Below are 16,228 nucleotides of genomic sequence, written 5' to 3'. Positions count from 1 at the left end.
CTCCTCCTCCATGCGCCGTCTCGACATCGCGCGCGACCGTCTCACCCGGACATCCGGGCGGCCGCGTGACGACAGGTACCCGGAATGCCGGTCGGAGTACCAACCCGCACCCTACCGTCGGTGACGACCACCGGCCTCACGACGGGGTCGGTGTGGGTGTCAGCAGCTCGCGGAGCGGATCGTCGGTGAAGATCGGGTCCGGGTCCACACCGGTCAGCGACGGATCGGTGCTCGGCTGCGGCCCGATCCGGTCGTCTTCGATCGCGTTGCGGACCTTGATCGAGACCACCGACTCCGGGCAGTCCTCCTCACCCGCCCTGGCCGCGTCGGGTGCCGGGCTGACACCCGGCGCGGTGCCGTCCGACTCGGCGCAGGCCGGTTGCCGGATCCACATGTCGAGGGTCAACTCGTCACGGCGCCAGCAGGTGTAGTGCCCCTCGACCGGCTGCTCCGGGCAGAGCGCCACCTTCCACGGCCGCCACCCCTCGCGGGAGAGTGCGGTCTCGTAAACCTGCGCGGTCTCCTCCCAGCCGCGCGCGGAGTCGACGGTCCGCTCCCGGAACCGGCACTCCAGCAGACACCATCGGCTGCCACTCACCCCGTCCACCGTGTCGGTCGCGGCCCAGGAGGGCACGGCCAGCGCGTCGAGGGAGTTGAAGACCGGATCGCGGGTGGCGGCCCGTACCCCGAAGTACGTCGGCAGCGCACCGAGCACCAGCAGGCTGGCCAGGAGCAGGGCGATCGTCTTCAGCCGCCGCTGCTCGCGGAGCTGGTGCCGCAGATCCGCCCGGGCGCCCCTGGCCGGTTCCGTCGACGGTCCCGCCGGTTCGGGCCGGTCCTCCGCGCCCGAACCGTCCGGCCGGAGTCCGCCCGGACCGGCCGAACCATCGCGTCGGGGGCCGCCGGTCGTGGGCGCGGCAGCCGCCCGCACCGCAACCTCGGGTCGGGACGGGCCGTCGGGGCGGGCGGTGCCGGCCGGACGCACCGGCGGCCGTACCGGCGGGTCCGGGCGTACCGGCGGGTCCGGGCGTACCGGCGGGTCCGGGCGAGCCATCGGGTCCGGGCGAGCCGGGCCGGCCGGCCCACCGGGGCCGGGGCGGGCCGGTGCCGGGCGGACGGCTTCGCCCGGCGTGGACCGGGAGGTCGTGCCGGGCGTACCGGCCGGGTCGTCGGGCGGTGCGGTCCTCGGCCCGGGATGGACGGGGGCCCCCGGTCCCCGTCCGGACGCCCGGCCGGCGGGGCCGTCGCCGCGACCGCCTCCGGGTGCCGGCGGGCCGCTCCGCCCGGCCGGTTCGACGGAGTACCGGCCACCCGGTGCACCGCGCCGGTCGGCCGGTTCGACCGTGGGCCTGCCGGACGCGGCGGCGTTGGGCTGGGGGCCTGGCTCGTCCCCCGGCTCCAGATGCCGCGGAACAGCGCCGCGCGGCGGCACCACACTTCGCCGTCCACCGCCCGGCACGGACGGAGCACCGGCCGAGGACGGACCGGAGAGACCGCCGGACGGACCGACCGGACCGCCGGACGTCGGGCGGTCGTCGCGGTGGGCGGGACCGGATGGCCCGACCGCACCCTGCCGGCCCGGTACCACCGGAGGCAGCCCGCCGTGCCGTGCCCCACCAGGGCCCTCGGCACCGAGCGGTCCTCCGCCGCCGGCCCGGCCCCGGGCGGCCCGGCCACCCTCGCGAACGTCTTCGGACGGCCGGTCCTCACGCTGGCCCGGCCCCGCGTGGCGCCCACCGTCGAAGCCCTCCGGTCCGGAATGGCGCCCACCGTCGAAGCCGTCCGGCGCGGCGTGACGTCGGCCGGGCGCCCGGCCGGGCGCGGTTGCCGGATCCGGTCCGCCCGCCGGACGGGCGGCCGGTGGATCGGAATGAGCCGGACCGCCGTGGACCGGTGGCAGCGCACCGACCCCGGTACCCGAGGTCGGCGGCCCGTACCCGGCGGCCGGGGTGACCGGGCGGACGCCGCCGCGGCCCGCCTTCCGGATCCAGTCCGCCGGCCGCTCCCGATGGGTACGCTCCGGGCGGCCGGGCTCCGGCCCGGAGAAACGGTCGTCACGATCGACGGCATGCGCTCCCGCAGGGGCGGCATGTACTCCCCCGGCGCCGGGCTGCGGATGCGTACCGGCAGCATGCGAGCCCACGCCGCCGGCATGCGCTCCGGTTCCGGACACGGGCGTGCCGGATGCCGGACCCGCACCCGGCCGGCGGGCGTCGAGCGGCGGACCGCCGCGTCCCGATTCGCCGGCATCGCGTTCCGGTACGCCGACCCGGCTCGGCGCCCCCGTGGTGGGTGCCGTCGGCAGCGGCGGGGCGTTGCCCGAGGCGGGAACGACGAACTCGCCACTCACGGATGCGCCCGGTGTCCCGGACCAGCCGGCCGGGCCGCCCGGGCTCGCCGGGGCGGCGAAGGCGCCGGCCGCGGGGCCCGCCGGCCGGCCGTGCCGACCCTCGACCGACTCACCGCCCGGCGACGCGGCACGGCGTCCCGGCGATTCCTCGGCCCGGCCACCCGCTGCCCGCCGGTCTGGAGCCGGTTCGGTGGCCGGGGCACCGTGCCGGGGCTGGTGCCCGGCGGAGGGCACGGGTTCACCCGGCCACGGTGTGGCGCCGGTGCGCGGAACCGGCGCGTCGGCACGGTCGCCGGCCGACCGTCGCTCCGGCGCCGGCCCGGACCAGGCCGTCGAATGGGCCGACTCGTTGCGGCCCGCCCGGCCGAGCGGCGGGGCCGGCACGACCTGTGGCACGACGGATGGCGGCGGAGCGGCCGGCGACCGCGGCTGCTGCGGCTCGACGTGCGGCAGCTGAGGGCCAGCGCTCCGGGCGGACTGTCCTGGATCCGGGACCTCCCGCCCGTGCCGGCGCGATCCCGGCTCCGGCGCCGCCTCGTCAGTCCGGCGCGGGCCGGGAGCACCCATCGGCGCCACGGCGGCCGCCCCGTGCGACGGCATCGGACCGTCGCCGTCCGCTCCGCCCTCCGGCAGCCGCTCGTACGCGGCGGGGAGCCGGGCCGGCGGATCGGCCGGCGTGGTGCCCTCGGCCGGGCCGATGTCGGCTTTCTGCTCCTTGGCGGTACGCAGATCGGTGATCCATCCGAGTTCTTCCCTGCTGACCTCCGGCCCCACGGCCGGAACGTCCTCCGACGGCTTGCCCCGGCCCCAGCGGCGTCCCTTGCTCCGTGGTTCCCGCCGCTCGTCGTGGCCGTCCTCGCCCCGCTCCGAACCGCGCGATCTCACTGCTGTTCCTCCCCCGCGGATGTCCCGCCACCGTCTGGTCTCACCTTGCCGTGCCCGATGTCCTTCGCAGTGGCCGGGACTGCCGGCTGCCCCCGGATGATCCGGCGCAGCAGCGGCAGCCGGGTGGCGACCGCCCGCTCCGCGCCGTGCCCGCTCGGCTGGTAGTAGTCGACTCCGACGAGGTCGTCCGGCAGATACTGCTGGGTGACCACGCCCCGGTGGTCGTCGTGCGGGTAGCGGTATCCGGTGCCGTGCCCCAGGCCGCGCGCGCCGGCATAGTGTGCGTCGCGCAGTGCCCGGGGCACCGATCCACCCCGGCCGGCCCGCACGTCCGCCATGGCGGCACCGATCGCCGTGGTCGCCGAGTTGGACTTGGGCGCGGTGGCCATGTGGACCACCGCCTGGGCCAGGTTGAGCTGTGCCTCCGGCAACCCGACGTACTCCACCGCGTGCGCGGCGGCGGTCGCCACACCCAGCGCGGTGGGATCGGCCATCCCGACGTCCTCGCTCGCGAAGATCACGATCCGCCGGGCGATGAACCGGGCGTCCTCGCCGGCGACCAACATCCGGGCCAGCCAGTGCAGCGCGGCATCCACATCGGAGCCGCGCATGCTCTTGATGAAGGCGCTCACCACGTCGTAGTGGGCGTCGCCGTCACGGTCGTAGCGCACCGCGGCCACGTCGACCGCCTGCTCGGCGGTTGCCAGGTCGATCACTGTCCCGCCCTGCGCGGTGGCCGACCCGGCCGCCGCCTCCAGGGCGGTGAGCGCCTTGCGGACGTCGCCACCGGCGAGCCGGACCAGATGCTCCTCGGCGTCGGCGGCGAGGGTGAGCGCACCGGCCAGCCCGCGTTCGTCGGTGACGGCGCGGCGGAGCAGCCCGCGTACCGCGTCATCGTCCAGGGCCTGCAGGGTGAGCAGTACGCAGCGGGAGAGCAGCGGCGAGATGACCGAGAAGTACGGATTCTCCGTGGTCGCCGCCAGCAGCGTGACGGTACGGTCCTCGACCGCGGCCAGCAGCGAGTCCTGCTGGGTCTTGCTGAACCGGTGCACCTCGTCGATGAAGAGCACGGTCGGCGGCCCGCCGGACCGGCGCTCCCGGCGGGCGGTCTCGATCACCGCCCGGACGTCCTTGACTCCGGCGGAGAGTGCCGACATCGCCACGAAGCGTCGCTCGGTGGCGCGGGCCACCAGGTGGGCGATGGTGGTCTTGCCGCTCCCCGGCGGTCCCCAGAGGATCACCGACATCGGTGACCCACCCGTCACGAGCTGTCGCAGCGGCGCGCCGGGCGCGAGCAGGTGGTCCTGCCCGACCAGCTCGTCCAGGCTGGCCGGACGCATCCGGACCGGCAGCGGCGAGTCCGCGGACGGTACGGTGAAGCCGTCGGCGGCGGTCCCGGCCGGCGCGGTGCGCCCGGCAACGGGATCGGCGAGACTGAACAGGCCGTCGGACTCCATCACGAAGACAGTACCGGCCCGATTTCCGGTGCCGGAAATGCACCGATAACCGGGCCGGTCGCGATCCGGGGCCGATCAGCCGCGGCCGGGCCGACGGCCCCGGTACCAGCGCCCGCCACCACCGGCGGCACCCGGACCCCGCCCCACCCCGGCGAGGTAGAGGGCGAGGCAGAGCAGACCGATCAGCACCAGGGTGGAGAAGTTGAACAGGTCGGGCGCACCGAGGTCCTCTTCGAAGAGGTCGAGCAGCAGCGCGAAGGCGAAGACTCCGGCGGCGATATAGGCAAGCATCAGTTCCTCCGGTGGGGGTCCCAGTAGGTCGGCCAGGATGTACCCGAGCGCCACCCGCGCCAATCCACCGGCGTCGGTCACGCTCCCGTGCCGGCTGCGCTCCCGATGCTGGTGGCCCTGCGGGTGCCGGTCCGCCGGGCCGGCCGGCCCTACTCGCGGCCCGGGTTCACCAACTCGCCCGCCCGCGTCTCGTCGGTGCCGCTCGGGCCGGTGCGCGCAGGGCGACGGGCCGCCCGCCAGGCGGGCAGGTAGAGCGGCGCGGCGGCGGCCAGCACGACGGCACCGACCACCATCGCCGTACTGACGGTCGTCGCGGCGGCCAGCGAGGTGAGCAGTACGCCGCCGAGCGCCCCGGCCGGCTGGGCCACCATCGAGTTGAGCGAGATGACGCTGTTCCGGTACGGACCGTCCACCTGCCGGTGCAGCAGCCCGGCGTGCAGCGGGTTGGACGCGCCGTGCACGGCGTAACAGAGCAGGTAGGCGGCGATTATCCCGGCCGGCCCGGCCAGCAGCGCCATCCCGACGACGGTGGCCCCCTGGAGGATCCGGAGCAGCGCGGCGGTCAGCGGCACGCCCAGCCACCTGCTCGCGTACGCGATGAGGGCCGCACCCCCCGCCGAGGCGAGCCAGGCCGCCGAGCTGGTCGGTCCGAGCAACGCCGCCGCCCGCTCCGGATCGCCGAGCACCTCGGCCAGCCGGACCGGAAGCAGCGCCTCGAAGGTGACCATCCCGAAGCCCCAGAAGAGCTCCACGGCGATCAGCGCGAGCACGACCCGGGAGCGGCGGGCCAGTCCGAGCGCCCCGCCGACCACGCCCGGTACCGCCCGCAGCGAGCTGCGCAGCGCGGCGGCGCCGGCGGCCGGGCGCACCTCCACCAGCAGCACGACCAGGGCGACCAGGGCGACGAGTTCCAGGGCGATCGACGCCAGCACCGGCAGGGTGAGGGCGCTGACCCCACCGAGCGGCCCGAGGGCGACGAGGCCGCCGCCGAGCAGCGCCCCGGCGCCGATGCAGACGCCGAGGACGACGCCGCCGGCGCTGAGCCCCCGCTCGATCGGCGCGTCGGGGTCGGCGGCGAGGGTCGCGTCGACGTACCACGACTCGAGTGGACCGCTGTCCAGAGCCCGGAAGATCCCCTGGAGTACGAAGGCGAGGAAGAGCAGGCCGAAGGAATCGCCGACGGCGATGAGCGCGAGCGACGCGAGGTTGACCAGCATGGCCCCGACCAGCACCGGTTTGCGCCCCAACGCGTCGGCGAGCCCGCCGGTCGGCAACTCCAGGACCAGCACCACCAGCCCCTGCGCCGCGACGACGAACCCGACCTGCGGCAGGCTGAGCCCGCGCTCCAGCAACAGCAGCGTGATCACGGGGATCAGCAGCCCGGTCGGCAGCCAGCGCAGCCCGTGCAGGATCAGGTAGCGCCGTCGGACCTGGCGGCCGGTCAGTACGCTCACGATCCCTCCCCGTCCTCCGCGACGCCTCCGGCCAGCGGGAGCGGTCCGCGGACCGGGAAGCTGTGCAGGTAGAGCAGCACCTGTTCGGTACCGTCCCCGGGCGCGACCTCCTCCCTGCCGTCGACCGCCGGTACGGCGTGCCGGTAGCGGTCGACCACCGCCCGCATCTCGTCGTTGAGCTGCCGCAACTGCTGCGGGGTAAGCCGGAGCAGGACGTCGGAGAAGGTCGCCGCGTCCCGCCACTCGACCGGATAGCCGTGCTGCTCGGTCACCCAGCGCTCGGTCAGCTCGGCGTGTAGCCGCACCGCGTGCCGGTGCAGCCAGTCGGCCGCGGCCTGGGCATCAGGATCGTCGGCGAAGTCGGTGCCGCGCCAACTGCTGAACTGGTGCACTGCCCGCCACCACCGTTGCCGGCCGGACCCGTGGTCCGGCAGCTCCGCGACCAGACCTGCGTCGGCAAGTTGCCGCAGGTGGTAGCTGGTCGCCCCGGTGTTGGTGCCGAGCGCCTGGGCCAGCCGGGTCGCCGTGGCCGGACCGTCCGAGCGGAGCGCGATCAGCAGGCGGGCACGGAGCGGATGGGCCAGGACGCGGATCTGGCTTCCGTCGAGCGCCACCACCGAGGGTGGCGGCTGATCGTCGACGTCCGGGCGCTGTCTCCGCATAGTTGCACAATAACTCTGCACAGAATCTATGCACAATAGTTGTGCATAGATTCTGTGCATGATGCGGAGGGCGCTCCCGCACGAAGCGCCGACCGCGAAGAGATGCCGGCCGGGTCGTCGCCCCGGCCGGCATCCGGCGCCCTTCCCTCCCCCGGGAGGTCGTGACCGCTGACGTCAGCTACCGGGGAAGTCCCCCGGGTCGACCTCGCTGGTCCGCGCGTTGCCACCGGCGACCGGAGTCAGCGTGATCGTCCAGATCGTGTACTGGGTGGAGGTGGTGCTGAACCGGAAGGTGTCCTCGAAGCGCTGGAAGTTGCAGTTCCGGCTGAACGCCTTGGCCTTACCGTCCCAGTCCTTGCCGCCGGTCATGTAGATCCGGTACGTACCGTCCTTGATCGAGGAGACGGTGTGCTTGCCCTTGGCCCGGACGTAGACGCTCACCGTCGGAGTCTTGGCGCTGCCCAGGACGAGGTTGATGACCGCGTCGCTGCTGCCACCGTTTTCGATCTTGAGCTGGCCCATGCCGCTGCGGACCCGCTTGAGGTACGCGCCGTTGCCGAGCCGCCGGTTACCGTCCGTCGTCTTCTTCGGCACGAAGCCGCCGACCTGGTACGGCTGCGCCGGATCCGCCGCCGCGAGTGCCTGCTGAGCGCTGCGGACGTCGTCGGCGGAGGCGTCCCGGCTGATCCGGGCCAGCGCCGACGAGCCGAGGCAGACCTCTCCGGCTCCGGCCGCCGATCCGGTCTCGCTGATCGAGTCGACCATGCCCTCCAGGCCACGCAACAGGTCGGCGTGGGCGCCGGCCGCGTTCTCCGGCGGAACCACCGCCGACAGCGCCGTGATCTGCTGGTCGAGGGCTCGCCCGAGGGTGCCGGCGGCGATCCCCACCGCCTTGGGATTCTTGGCCGCGGAGAGCTGGGTGAAGCCCGGGGCCACCGCCTTGTCGACCCCGGCGAGCAGTGCCTGGTATTCCTGGGCGCTGACCGGGGAGGCGCTCGGCGACGCCTCGCCGCCCGGCCCGGCGGCGGACCCGTTCGACGGCGAGCCGTCGCTGCCACGGTTGTTGACCCAGAAGAGCAGCGGCAGCGCCAATGCGATCAGCAGGACCACGGCAACCGCGCCACCGACGATGGCAATGATCTTCCCTCGCCCCGATCCGCCGGACGGCGGCGGCGGCGGGAAGGCACCGTACGGGGGAAGGCCACCGAACGGCGGGCCCGGCGGGCCCGAGAGCGGCGGCGGCGCACCGAACTGAGCGGTCGGCGGACCCGACACCGGCGGCGGCGGCGCACCGAACGAGGTCGTCGGCGGCGGCGCATCAAACGGACCCGTCGGCGGACCCGACACCGGCGGCGGCGCACCGAACGAGGTCGTCGGCGGCGGCGCATCAAACGGACCCGTCGGCGGACCCGACACCGGCGGCGGCGCACCGAACGAGGTCGTCGGCGGGGCCGACGTCACGGGCGGAACCGGGCCGGGCATACCGAACGGTGCAGCACCGAAACTCGCGGGGACCGCGCCGCCTCCGCCCGGCACGATCCGGAGCTGCACGTACGCGTCCCGGGGCGGGGCACCCGGCGCGACCACCGGCCCGATCCCGGGCAGCCGCAGGATGCTGCCGTCACTCATCCCGGCCGGGATCCGCAGCGGGACGCTCTGCCCGGACCAGGGCAGGACCACGGTCCGAATTATTTCCGACCCCGCCTCGCTGGGGTCGACATCGATGATCAGATCAGGGTTGGGCGCCATGGACCGAGTATGCGCATCCAAAGCAAATCAATTGCCGCCGCCCCCGGCCAGGCCGAACCATGTTCGGAAAACGACACGCCTCAGGAGGGAACGACACGCCTCAGGAGGGCTCGACCGGGGCTGCCACTCCGGCGGTGCCGCCGTGCGCCGGGGCCGCCGGCTTCGGCTTGGCATCGATGCCGGCCTCGGCCCGCTGCTGCGCGGTGATCGGGGTCGGTGCGCTCGTCAGCGGGTCGAACCCGCCCCGGGTCTTCGGGAAGGCGATGACCTCGCGGATCGACTCGGCCCCGGCCAGCAGCATGCAGACCCGGTCCCAGCCGAAGGCGATCCCGCCGTGCGGCGGAGGGCCGTACTTGAACGCCTCCAGCAGGAAGCCGAACTTGTCGGCCGCCTCCTCCGGACCGATTCCGAGCAGGTCGAAGACCCGGCGCTGTACGTCTGCCCGGTGGATACGGATCGAGCCGCCACCGATCTCGTTGCCGTTGCAGACGATGTCGTACGCGTACGCCAGCGCCCGGTCGGGTGCCTCCTCGAACCGTTCCATCCACTCGGCGTTCGGCGAGGTGAAGGGGTGGTGCACCGCGGTCCAGCCACCCGCCCGGCCGTTCTCGGAGTCGGAGGCCGGCTCGAACATCGGCGCGTCGACCACCCAGCAGAACGCCCAGGCGCTCTCGTCGATCAGGCCGGCCCGGCGGGCGATCTCGACCCGTGCGGCGCCGAGCAGTTCCTGCGCCTCCCGCCGCTCCGTGCTCGCCGCGAAGAAGACCGCGTCCCCCGGCTTGGCGCCGACGGCGTCGGCCAGCCCGGCGAGGTGCTCGGCCGAGAGGTTCTTGGCCACCGGGCCCCGGGCCTCGCCGGACTCGGCGTCCAGCACCACGTATGCCAGGCCCCGGGCGCCACGCGCCCTGGCCCAGTCCTGCCAGCCGTCGAGTTCCTTGCGGGTCTGCCCGGCGCCGCCCGGCATCACCACGGCACCGACGTAGCCGCCCGCGTCGATCGCCCCGGCGAAGACCCGGAACGCGGTGCCGCGCAGGTAGTCGGTCAGCTCGGTCAACTCGACCCCGAATCGCAGGTCGGGCTTGTCGGAGCCGTACCGGTCCATGGCGTCGTGCCAGGTGATCCGGGGAATGGGCCGGCTGATCTCGTGCCCGGCCAGCTCCCGCCAGAGCGTGGTGACGATCTCCTCGCCGAGGTCGATCACGTCGTCCTGGGTGACGAACGACATCTCGATGTCGAGCTGGGTGAACTCGGGCTGCCGGTCGGCCCGGAAGTCCTCGTCCCGGTAGCAGCGGGCGATCTGGTAGTAGCGCTCCATCCCGCCGACCATCAGCAACTGCTTGAAGAGCTGCGGGGACTGCGGCAGGGCGTACCAGGTGCCGGGCTGCAGCCGTACCGGCACCAGGAAGTCGCGGGCGCCCTCCGGCGTCGACCGGGTCAGGGTCGGCGTCTCGATCTCCAGGAAGTCGCGGGCGTGCAACACGCCCCGGGCGAGCTGGCTGGCGTGCGAGCGCAGCCGCATCGCCCGAGCGGGGCCGCTGCGGCGCAGGTCCAGGTAGCGGTACCTGAGGCGTACGTCGTCACCGGCCTCGACCTGGTCGTCCACCGGCAGCGGCAGCGGCGCGGCCTCGGAAAGGATCTCCAGCCGGTTGACCGTGACCTCGATCTCGCCGGTGACCAGCTCGGGGTTGTCGTTCCCCTCGGGACGCCGGGTCACCTCGCCGGTCACCTGGATGCAGAACTCGTTGCGCAGCGCGTGCGCCGACTCCATCCCCTCCCGGAACACCACCTGCACCACACCGGAGGCGTCCCGCAGGTCGACGAAGATGACTCCGCCGTGGTCCCGCCGGCGGGCGACCCAACCGGCGAGGGTCACCGTGCGGCCGGCGTCCGTCGCGCGCAGGGTGCCGGCGTTCTGGGTACGGATCACGACAGGTGTCTCCTCACGTCTGCTCCGGGTGGTCCGGGCTGCTGCCCCGACATTCTGTCAGGACGGCCCGGACCGCCCGGCGACCCACCCGTCGACGCGGTCACCTGTCGTACGTGCGTTCGACCGCGCGGCTACCATGGCCGGATGACCAGCGGCGCCTACCAGCCCTCGATGCTGGATCTCGCCTCCGGCGACGGGATCGCCGGGGACGGTGCCGGCCTCGGTCCGCTCGCCGGAGCGCTGCGACGGCACGAGCTGAGCTCCGGTGCCTGGGTCGACCACCTGCCCGGCTGGGTCCGCGGCTCCGACGCCGTGCTGCGCACGCTCCTCGACGAGGTCGACTGGCAGGCCGAGCGCCGCCGGATGTACGACGGCGTGGTCGACGTCCCCCGCCTGCTCCGCTGGTACGCCGGCGACGAGCCGCTCCCCCACCCGCTGCTCGACACGGCCCGGCAACGGCTCGGCCGGCACTACGCCGCCGAGCTGGGCGAGCCCTTCGTCACCGCCGGGATGTGCCTCTACCGCGACGGCCGGGACAGCGTCGCCTGGCACGGCGACACCATCGGCCGGTCGGCCCGGGAGGACACCATGGTCGCGATCGTCTCCTTCGGCTCGGCCCGGCCGCTGCTGCTGCGTCCGCGTGGCGGCGGGCCGAGCCTTCGCTTCCTGCTCGGGCACGGCGACCTGGTGGTGATGGGCGGCTCCTGCCAGCGCACCTGGGAACATGCCGTCCCGAAGACCTCCCGACCGGTCGGCCCCCGGGTCAGCGTTCAGTTCCGCCCCCTCGGCGTCCGGTGATCGCCGGTGGGGTGAAGCGACCGCGTCATCCCTGGTCGATGTCGTCGTACCAGGGCCTGGTGTTGGAGACGAGGGTGCGGAGCTGACCGAGTGTGGCGTCCGGGGCGAGGATCGCCGACCGCCAGCGCCGGATCATCACGGTCGCCTCCCGGACCGCCATCCGCAGTTCGGATACCTCCCGGGTCGCCGTCTCCACCTGCTGCCGGGCCACGACGGTCTCCGCCTCCAGCTCCGCGACCCGGAGCTTGAGCGGCTGGATCAGGGCGAGCGCGGTATCGGTGAGGACTTCCGCGGCGTCCGCCCGGAACCGGCGCCGCTGCGACAGGACGGCGGCGACCGACGCGATCCCGCCACCACCACCGAGAATGCCGATCGCGGAGAGCAGGATCTGCACCCAGGGTGGACCCGAGTCAGGAGGCGCTGAGGCGATCACCGGATCCTCCTTCCGCCGGTACCGGTGCCTCGACACCGTCGGACCGCCGGCCCTCGACACCGTCGGACCGCCGGCCCTCGACACCGTCGGACCGCCGGCCCTCGACACCGTCGGACCGCAGGTCCAGCCGGGCCAGGTGGTAGAGAAAACGGGCGATCTGGAAACAGCGCCACCAGGAGGCGACGGCCACGGCGGCGAGGAACAGGCCGGCCGCCAACGCCCCGGCACCGGAGACGACGAAGAGGGCTACGGCGTACATCCCGGTCACGGCACCGAGACCCAGCAGCGCGCCGAGCTCAACCCCCAGGCCGGTGGCGAAATGGCCCCGCCAGCCGATTCCGGCCAGTCCGGCGAGACCGGTGACGATCAGGCCGACGGCCCAGGTCTGCTCCAGCAGGTCGGGCATGGCGACGACGACCGACCGGGGGCGACTGTCGAGCCCGACCAGGAGCCCGCCACAGAGCAGCGCGGTGGCCAGCGACGTCACCTCGAACGGATGACGACCCGAGACGATTCTGAGCGGCCGCGCCCGCATGTTCCGCTGCGTGTTCCACTGCCGGCTCTGCCGCCCGCCCGGGGCGGCCGGCGAGCCGGTGCCGTCCGCACTCATGGCAGGACCGGCTCTCCACTGTCGAACCACACGTTGCTGCGGTCCCAGCGGATGCCCGGATGCCGGGGCCGGGCGATGATGCCCATCCGGTAGCGCCGGCCGAAGACGTTGCCCCGGAACACGATCGCCGAGGCGGCCAGGTCGGGGCGGACCCCGATGCTGTAGAGACCGCCGTCGCAGAGGTTGTCCTCGAAGCGGAGGTTGTGCACCGCCGGGCCGAGGGCGAGGCAGGAGTTCGTCGGATCCGCCACACCCGGCCGGTACGCGTCCAGCCGGTTGTGCCGGATGACGATGTCGCCGGCACCGGTGACCCGCAGGCAGTCGTTGTGCGAGTCGGGCACCCGGGCCAGGTCGTGGATCCACGAGTCGACGACGGTGACCCGGGACCCCAACCAGGCCCCGTCCTGCACGTGGTGGAGGTTGACCCGGCGCAGCGTGTAGTCGTCGAGGCAGACGCCCGCCGGAGCGGCTCCGCCGCCGTCGATCTCGACGTCCTCGACCACCAGGTTGGCCGCCGGGGAGAAGGTGCGGATCGGAAAGGTGACGCCGTCGGAGGTGATCCTCGATCGGCGGATCGTGACGTCCCTGGCGTGGACGCTCACCCGTCCGGTGATGTCCAGGTCCGTGACGACCTGACCATCCTCGTGCAGTTCCAGTGAGCCGGACGGGGTGAGGGTGGCGTCGGCCGGAACCCCGGTGGAGTCCGGTCCCGGCCAACGGGTCAACGATGCGAGCGGTGGAAGCATGGGTCTCTCCCGAACAGACCTCGTGGGGTGGCGGGCTACCGCGACAGGTACACGCCCGACGCCGCTCCGCCCGCCCCGCGGGTCTGTACAGCTCACTGCCCTTACCGCCGGCCGGGCCGCCTGGCCTGTGATCGACGGACTCGGTCACCCCGGATATCACTCATGTTACTGATGTCCCACCCACGGGACATTTCCTCAACCAGACAAATCACGGACACACCCGCCTATCCCAGCACGCCGTACGGAAATCCCGGCGATCCTGACGATCTGGTGTCGCGGGAACAGCAATTTCTGAGCAAGATTCGCATCAATCGAGCGGCGCGGACGGAGAAGGAACGGAGAAGGAATAGTCCCGGCGGGTCGGGGCGGCACGCGGCGGTCGTAACCTCATCGAAATCTCTGACTGACACGATCCGCTGAGTCCTCGCCCGCTGCGGAGGTGTAGATGTTCCTCACCCGTCACGAGCAAGAACGGCTGATGGTCCATGTCGCGGCCGATCTCGCGTGGCGCCGACGTGAGCGCGGGCTCCGGCTCAACCATCCGGAGGCGGTCGCCGTGATCACGGCGTTCCTGCTGGAGAGCGCCCGGGACGGGCGTACCGTCTCCGAACTGATGGAGACCGGACGCAACGTGCTCGGTCGCGACGACGTACTCGACGGTGTCCCGGAGATGATCGCGGAGGTGCAGGTGGAGGCGACCTTCCCCGACGGCACGAAGCTGGTGACCGTACACGAGCCGATCCCATGACGGGAGCGGGCGTGATCCCCGGTGAACTGCTGCCCGGAGAGGGCGACCTGACGATCAATCCCGGCCGGCCCGTCCGCACGCTGGCCGTCGTGAACACCGCCGACCGGCCGGTGCAGGTCGGCTCGCACTACCACTTCGCGGAGGCGAACCCGGCGCTGGAGTTCGACCGGGCGGCGGCCTGGGGGCACCGGCTCGCCGTACCGGCCGGCACGTCGGTGCGGTTCGAGCCGGGCATCGGCCGGGACGTCGACCTGGTGCCGTTCGGCGGCACCCGGACCATTCCGGGGCTGCGCGGCGAGTGTGCCGGACCGCTCGACGAGGTGGAAGCCCCCAGGGCCGGCCCCGCGGCCGCGGAGCCGGAGGCCGACCAGGCAGCCGCGCCGGAGGCCGTCGGGGAGGCTGGGGCGTGAGCGGCATCGACCGGCGCCGGTACGCCGCGCTCTACGGTCCCACCGTCGGTGACCGGGTCCGGCTCGCCGACACCAACCTGCTGATCGAGGTCGAGGAGGACCGCTGCGGGTACGGCGACGAGGCGGTCTTCGGCGGCGGCAAGGTGATCCGCGAGTCGATGGGGCAGTCGCTCGCCACCCGGGCCGACGGCGCCCCCGACACGGTGATCACGGGTGCGCTGGTGCTCGACCACTGGGGCGTGTTCAAGGCCGACGTCGGCATCCGGGACGGCCGGATCGTGGCGCTCGGCAAGGCCGGCAACCCGGACACCATGGACGGGGTCCATCCCGACCTGGTGATCGGGCCGGGCACCGAGATCATCTCCGGCAACGGCAAGATCCTCACCGCCGGTGCGATCGACAGCCACGTACACCTGATCTGCCCGCAGATCCTGGAGACCGCGCTGGCCAGTGGGGTTACCACGATCATGGGCGGCGGCACCGGCCCGGCCGAGGGGACCAAGGCGACCACGGTCACCCCGAACGCCTGGCATCTGGGCCGGATGCTGGAGGCGCTCGACCCCTGGCCGGTCAACGTGCTGCTGCTCGGCAAGGGCAACACGGTCAGCGAAGAATCGATGTGGGAGCAGCTTCGCGGTGGGGCCGGCGGCTTCAAGCTGCACGAGGACTGGGGCACCACCCCGGCCGCGATCGACGCCTGCCTGCGGGTCGCCGACGCCTCCGGGGTGCAGGTGGCGATCCACACCGACACGCTCAACGAGGCCGGTTTCGTCGAGGACACCCTGCGGGCGATCGGCGGCCGGTCGATCCACGCGTACCACACCGAGGGGGCGGGCGGCGGGCACGCGCCGGACATCATCCGGGTCGCCGCCGAGCCGAACGTGCTGCCGTCGTCGACCAACCCGACCCGGCCGTACACCCGGAACACCCTCGACGAGCACCTCGACATGCTGATGGTCTGCCACCATCTCAACCCGACGGTGCCGGAGGACCTCGCCTTCGCGGAGAGCCGGATCCGGCCCAGCACGATGGCAGCCGAGGACGTGCTGCACGACCTCGGCGCGATCTCGATGATCGGCTCTGACGCGCAGGCGATGGGGCGGGTCGGCGAGGTCATCCTGCGCACCTGGCAGACCGCGCACGTGATGAAGGCCCGGCGCGGGGCGCTGCCCGGCGACGGCGCCGCGGACAACATGCGGGCCCGCCGCTACGTCGCCAAGTACACGATCTGCCCGGCCGTCGCGCACGGCATCGACGCCGAGGTCGGTTCGGTGGAGCCGGGCAAGCTCGCCGACCTGGTCCTCTGGGACCCGGCCTTCTTCGGGGTACGCCCGCACCTGGTCCTCAAGGGCGGCATGATCGCGCTCGCCCAGATGGGTGACGCGAACGCCTCGATCCCGACGCCACAGCCGATGCTGCCCCGGCCGATGTTCGGCGCCTACGGCGCGGTGCCGGCCGCGACCAGCCTCGCCTTCGTCTCCCCGGCCGCCATCGACGCGCTGCTCGCCGACCGGATCGGGATCCGCCGCCTGCTGGCGCCGGTCGCCGACACGCGGTCGCGGGGCAAGGCCGACCTGCCGGGCAACGACGCCCTGCCGCGCATCGAGGTCGAGCCGGACACCTTCACGGTACGCATCGACGGCGACGTCATCGAGCCGGAGCCGGCGATGGAGTTGCCGATGGCCCAGCGCTACTTCCTGTTCTGACA

The 16,228-nt window shown here is 73.4% G+C and carries 13 protein-coding genes and 1 pseudogene; 4 read left to right on the top strand and 10 right to left on the bottom strand.

Annotated features, from left to right (window positions below):
- Positions 1-136 precede the first annotated feature (136 nt).
- The 7 genes and pseudogenes from ACN28C_RS17255 to aspS all read right to left on the bottom strand — a co-directional run bounded on the left by ACN28C_RS17255 (position 137) and on the right by aspS (position 10,775).
- Complete coding sequence (locus ACN28C_RS17255) at positions 137-781, bottom strand: hypothetical protein (RefSeq protein WP_422774716.1); 645 nt, start codon at positions 779-781, stop codon at positions 137-139.
- Between the two features lie 2,450 nt (positions 782-3,231).
- Positions 3,232-4,692 carry a replication-associated recombination protein A gene (locus ACN28C_RS17250; protein ID WP_422774451.1) on the bottom strand — a complete coding sequence of 487 codons (1,461 nt, stop codon included), beginning with the start codon at positions 4,690-4,692 and terminating at the stop codon, positions 3,232-3,234.
- A 75-nt stretch (positions 4,693-4,767) separates the two neighbouring features.
- Complete coding sequence (locus ACN28C_RS17245) at positions 4,768-5,037, bottom strand: hypothetical protein (protein ID WP_422774450.1); 270 nt, start codon at positions 5,035-5,037, stop codon at positions 4,768-4,770.
- Positions 5,038-5,068: 31 nt separating this feature from the next.
- Positions 5,069-6,437 (bottom strand): annotated as a pseudogene (locus tag ACN28C_RS17240) (MFS transporter); the annotation flags it as partial.
- Positions 6,434-7,099, bottom strand: coding sequence for a helix-turn-helix domain-containing protein (locus tag ACN28C_RS17235; RefSeq protein WP_422774449.1), 666 nt, complete (start codon positions 7,097-7,099; stop codon positions 6,434-6,436). The gene ACN28C_RS17235 and the pseudogene ACN28C_RS17240, both read right to left, overlap by 4 nt.
- 174 nt (positions 7,100-7,273) lie before the next feature.
- Entirely contained in the window at positions 7,274-8,848 is a 1,575-nt protein-coding gene (locus ACN28C_RS17230; RefSeq protein ID WP_422774448.1) for a hypothetical protein, read from the bottom strand.
- A 100-nt stretch (positions 8,849-8,948) separates the two neighbouring features.
- Positions 8,949-10,775 carry an aspartate--tRNA ligase gene (gene aspS / locus ACN28C_RS17225; RefSeq protein ID WP_422774447.1) on the bottom strand — a complete coding sequence of 609 codons (1,827 nt, stop codon included), beginning with the start codon at positions 10,773-10,775 and terminating at the stop codon, positions 8,949-8,951.
- Between the two features lie 144 nt (positions 10,776-10,919).
- Here aspS and ACN28C_RS17220 point away from each other — a divergent pair, with 144 nt between their 5' ends.
- On the top strand, positions 10,920-11,573 hold the full coding sequence (locus ACN28C_RS17220; RefSeq protein ID WP_422774446.1) for an alpha-ketoglutarate-dependent dioxygenase AlkB: 654 nt from the start codon (positions 10,920-10,922) through the stop codon (positions 11,571-11,573).
- A gap of 25 nt (positions 11,574-11,598) precedes the next feature.
- Here ACN28C_RS17220 and ACN28C_RS17215 read toward each other — a convergent pair whose 3' ends face one another.
- Genes ACN28C_RS17215 through ACN28C_RS17205 form a run of 3 tightly spaced genes read right to left on the bottom strand, consistent with a single transcriptional unit; the run spans position 11,599 to position 13,362 of the window.
- Positions 11,599-12,006, bottom strand: coding sequence for a hypothetical protein (locus tag ACN28C_RS17215; RefSeq protein ID WP_422774445.1), 408 nt, complete (start codon positions 12,004-12,006; stop codon positions 11,599-11,601).
- Positions 11,984-12,616 carry a hypothetical protein gene (locus ACN28C_RS17210; RefSeq protein ID WP_422774444.1) on the bottom strand — a complete coding sequence of 211 codons (633 nt, stop codon included), beginning with the start codon at positions 12,614-12,616 and terminating at the stop codon, positions 11,984-11,986. Before ACN28C_RS17210 ends, ACN28C_RS17215 begins: the two co-directional genes overlap by 23 nt.
- A complete protein-coding gene (locus ACN28C_RS17205) occupies positions 12,613-13,362 on the bottom strand; it encodes a hypothetical protein (protein WP_422774443.1) in 750 nt (249 codons plus the stop codon). The genes ACN28C_RS17210 and ACN28C_RS17205 overlap by 4 nt, the downstream gene beginning before the upstream one ends.
- A 445-nt stretch (positions 13,363-13,807) precedes the next feature.
- Here ACN28C_RS17205 and ACN28C_RS17200 point away from each other — a divergent pair, with 445 nt between their 5' ends.
- From ACN28C_RS17200 to ACN28C_RS17190, 3 genes are read left to right on the top strand one after another with little or no spacing between them, the layout of a single operon-like run.
- Positions 13,808-14,110: an urease subunit gamma gene (locus ACN28C_RS17200; protein ID WP_421493886.1), complete on the top strand. Its 303-nt coding sequence runs from the start codon at positions 13,808-13,810 to the stop codon at positions 14,108-14,110.
- Between the two features lie 11 nt (positions 14,111-14,121).
- Positions 14,122-14,520: an urease subunit beta gene (locus ACN28C_RS17195; protein ID WP_422774715.1), complete on the top strand. Its 399-nt coding sequence runs from the start codon at positions 14,122-14,124 to the stop codon at positions 14,518-14,520.
- Positions 14,517-16,226 carry an urease subunit alpha gene (locus ACN28C_RS17190; RefSeq protein WP_422774442.1) on the top strand — a complete coding sequence of 570 codons (1,710 nt, stop codon included), beginning with the start codon at positions 14,517-14,519 and terminating at the stop codon, positions 16,224-16,226. The genes ACN28C_RS17195 and ACN28C_RS17190 overlap by 4 nt, the downstream gene beginning before the upstream one ends.
- The last annotated feature ends 2 nt before the right edge of the window (positions 16,227-16,228 follow it).

The organism is Plantactinospora sp. WMMC1484 (assembly GCF_049315195.1).
Taxonomy (GTDB): Bacteria; Actinomycetota; Actinomycetes; order Mycobacteriales; family Micromonosporaceae; genus Plantactinospora.
Note: the sequence above shows the minus strand (reverse complement) of the source record. Positions and strands in the feature narration are given on the sequence as shown.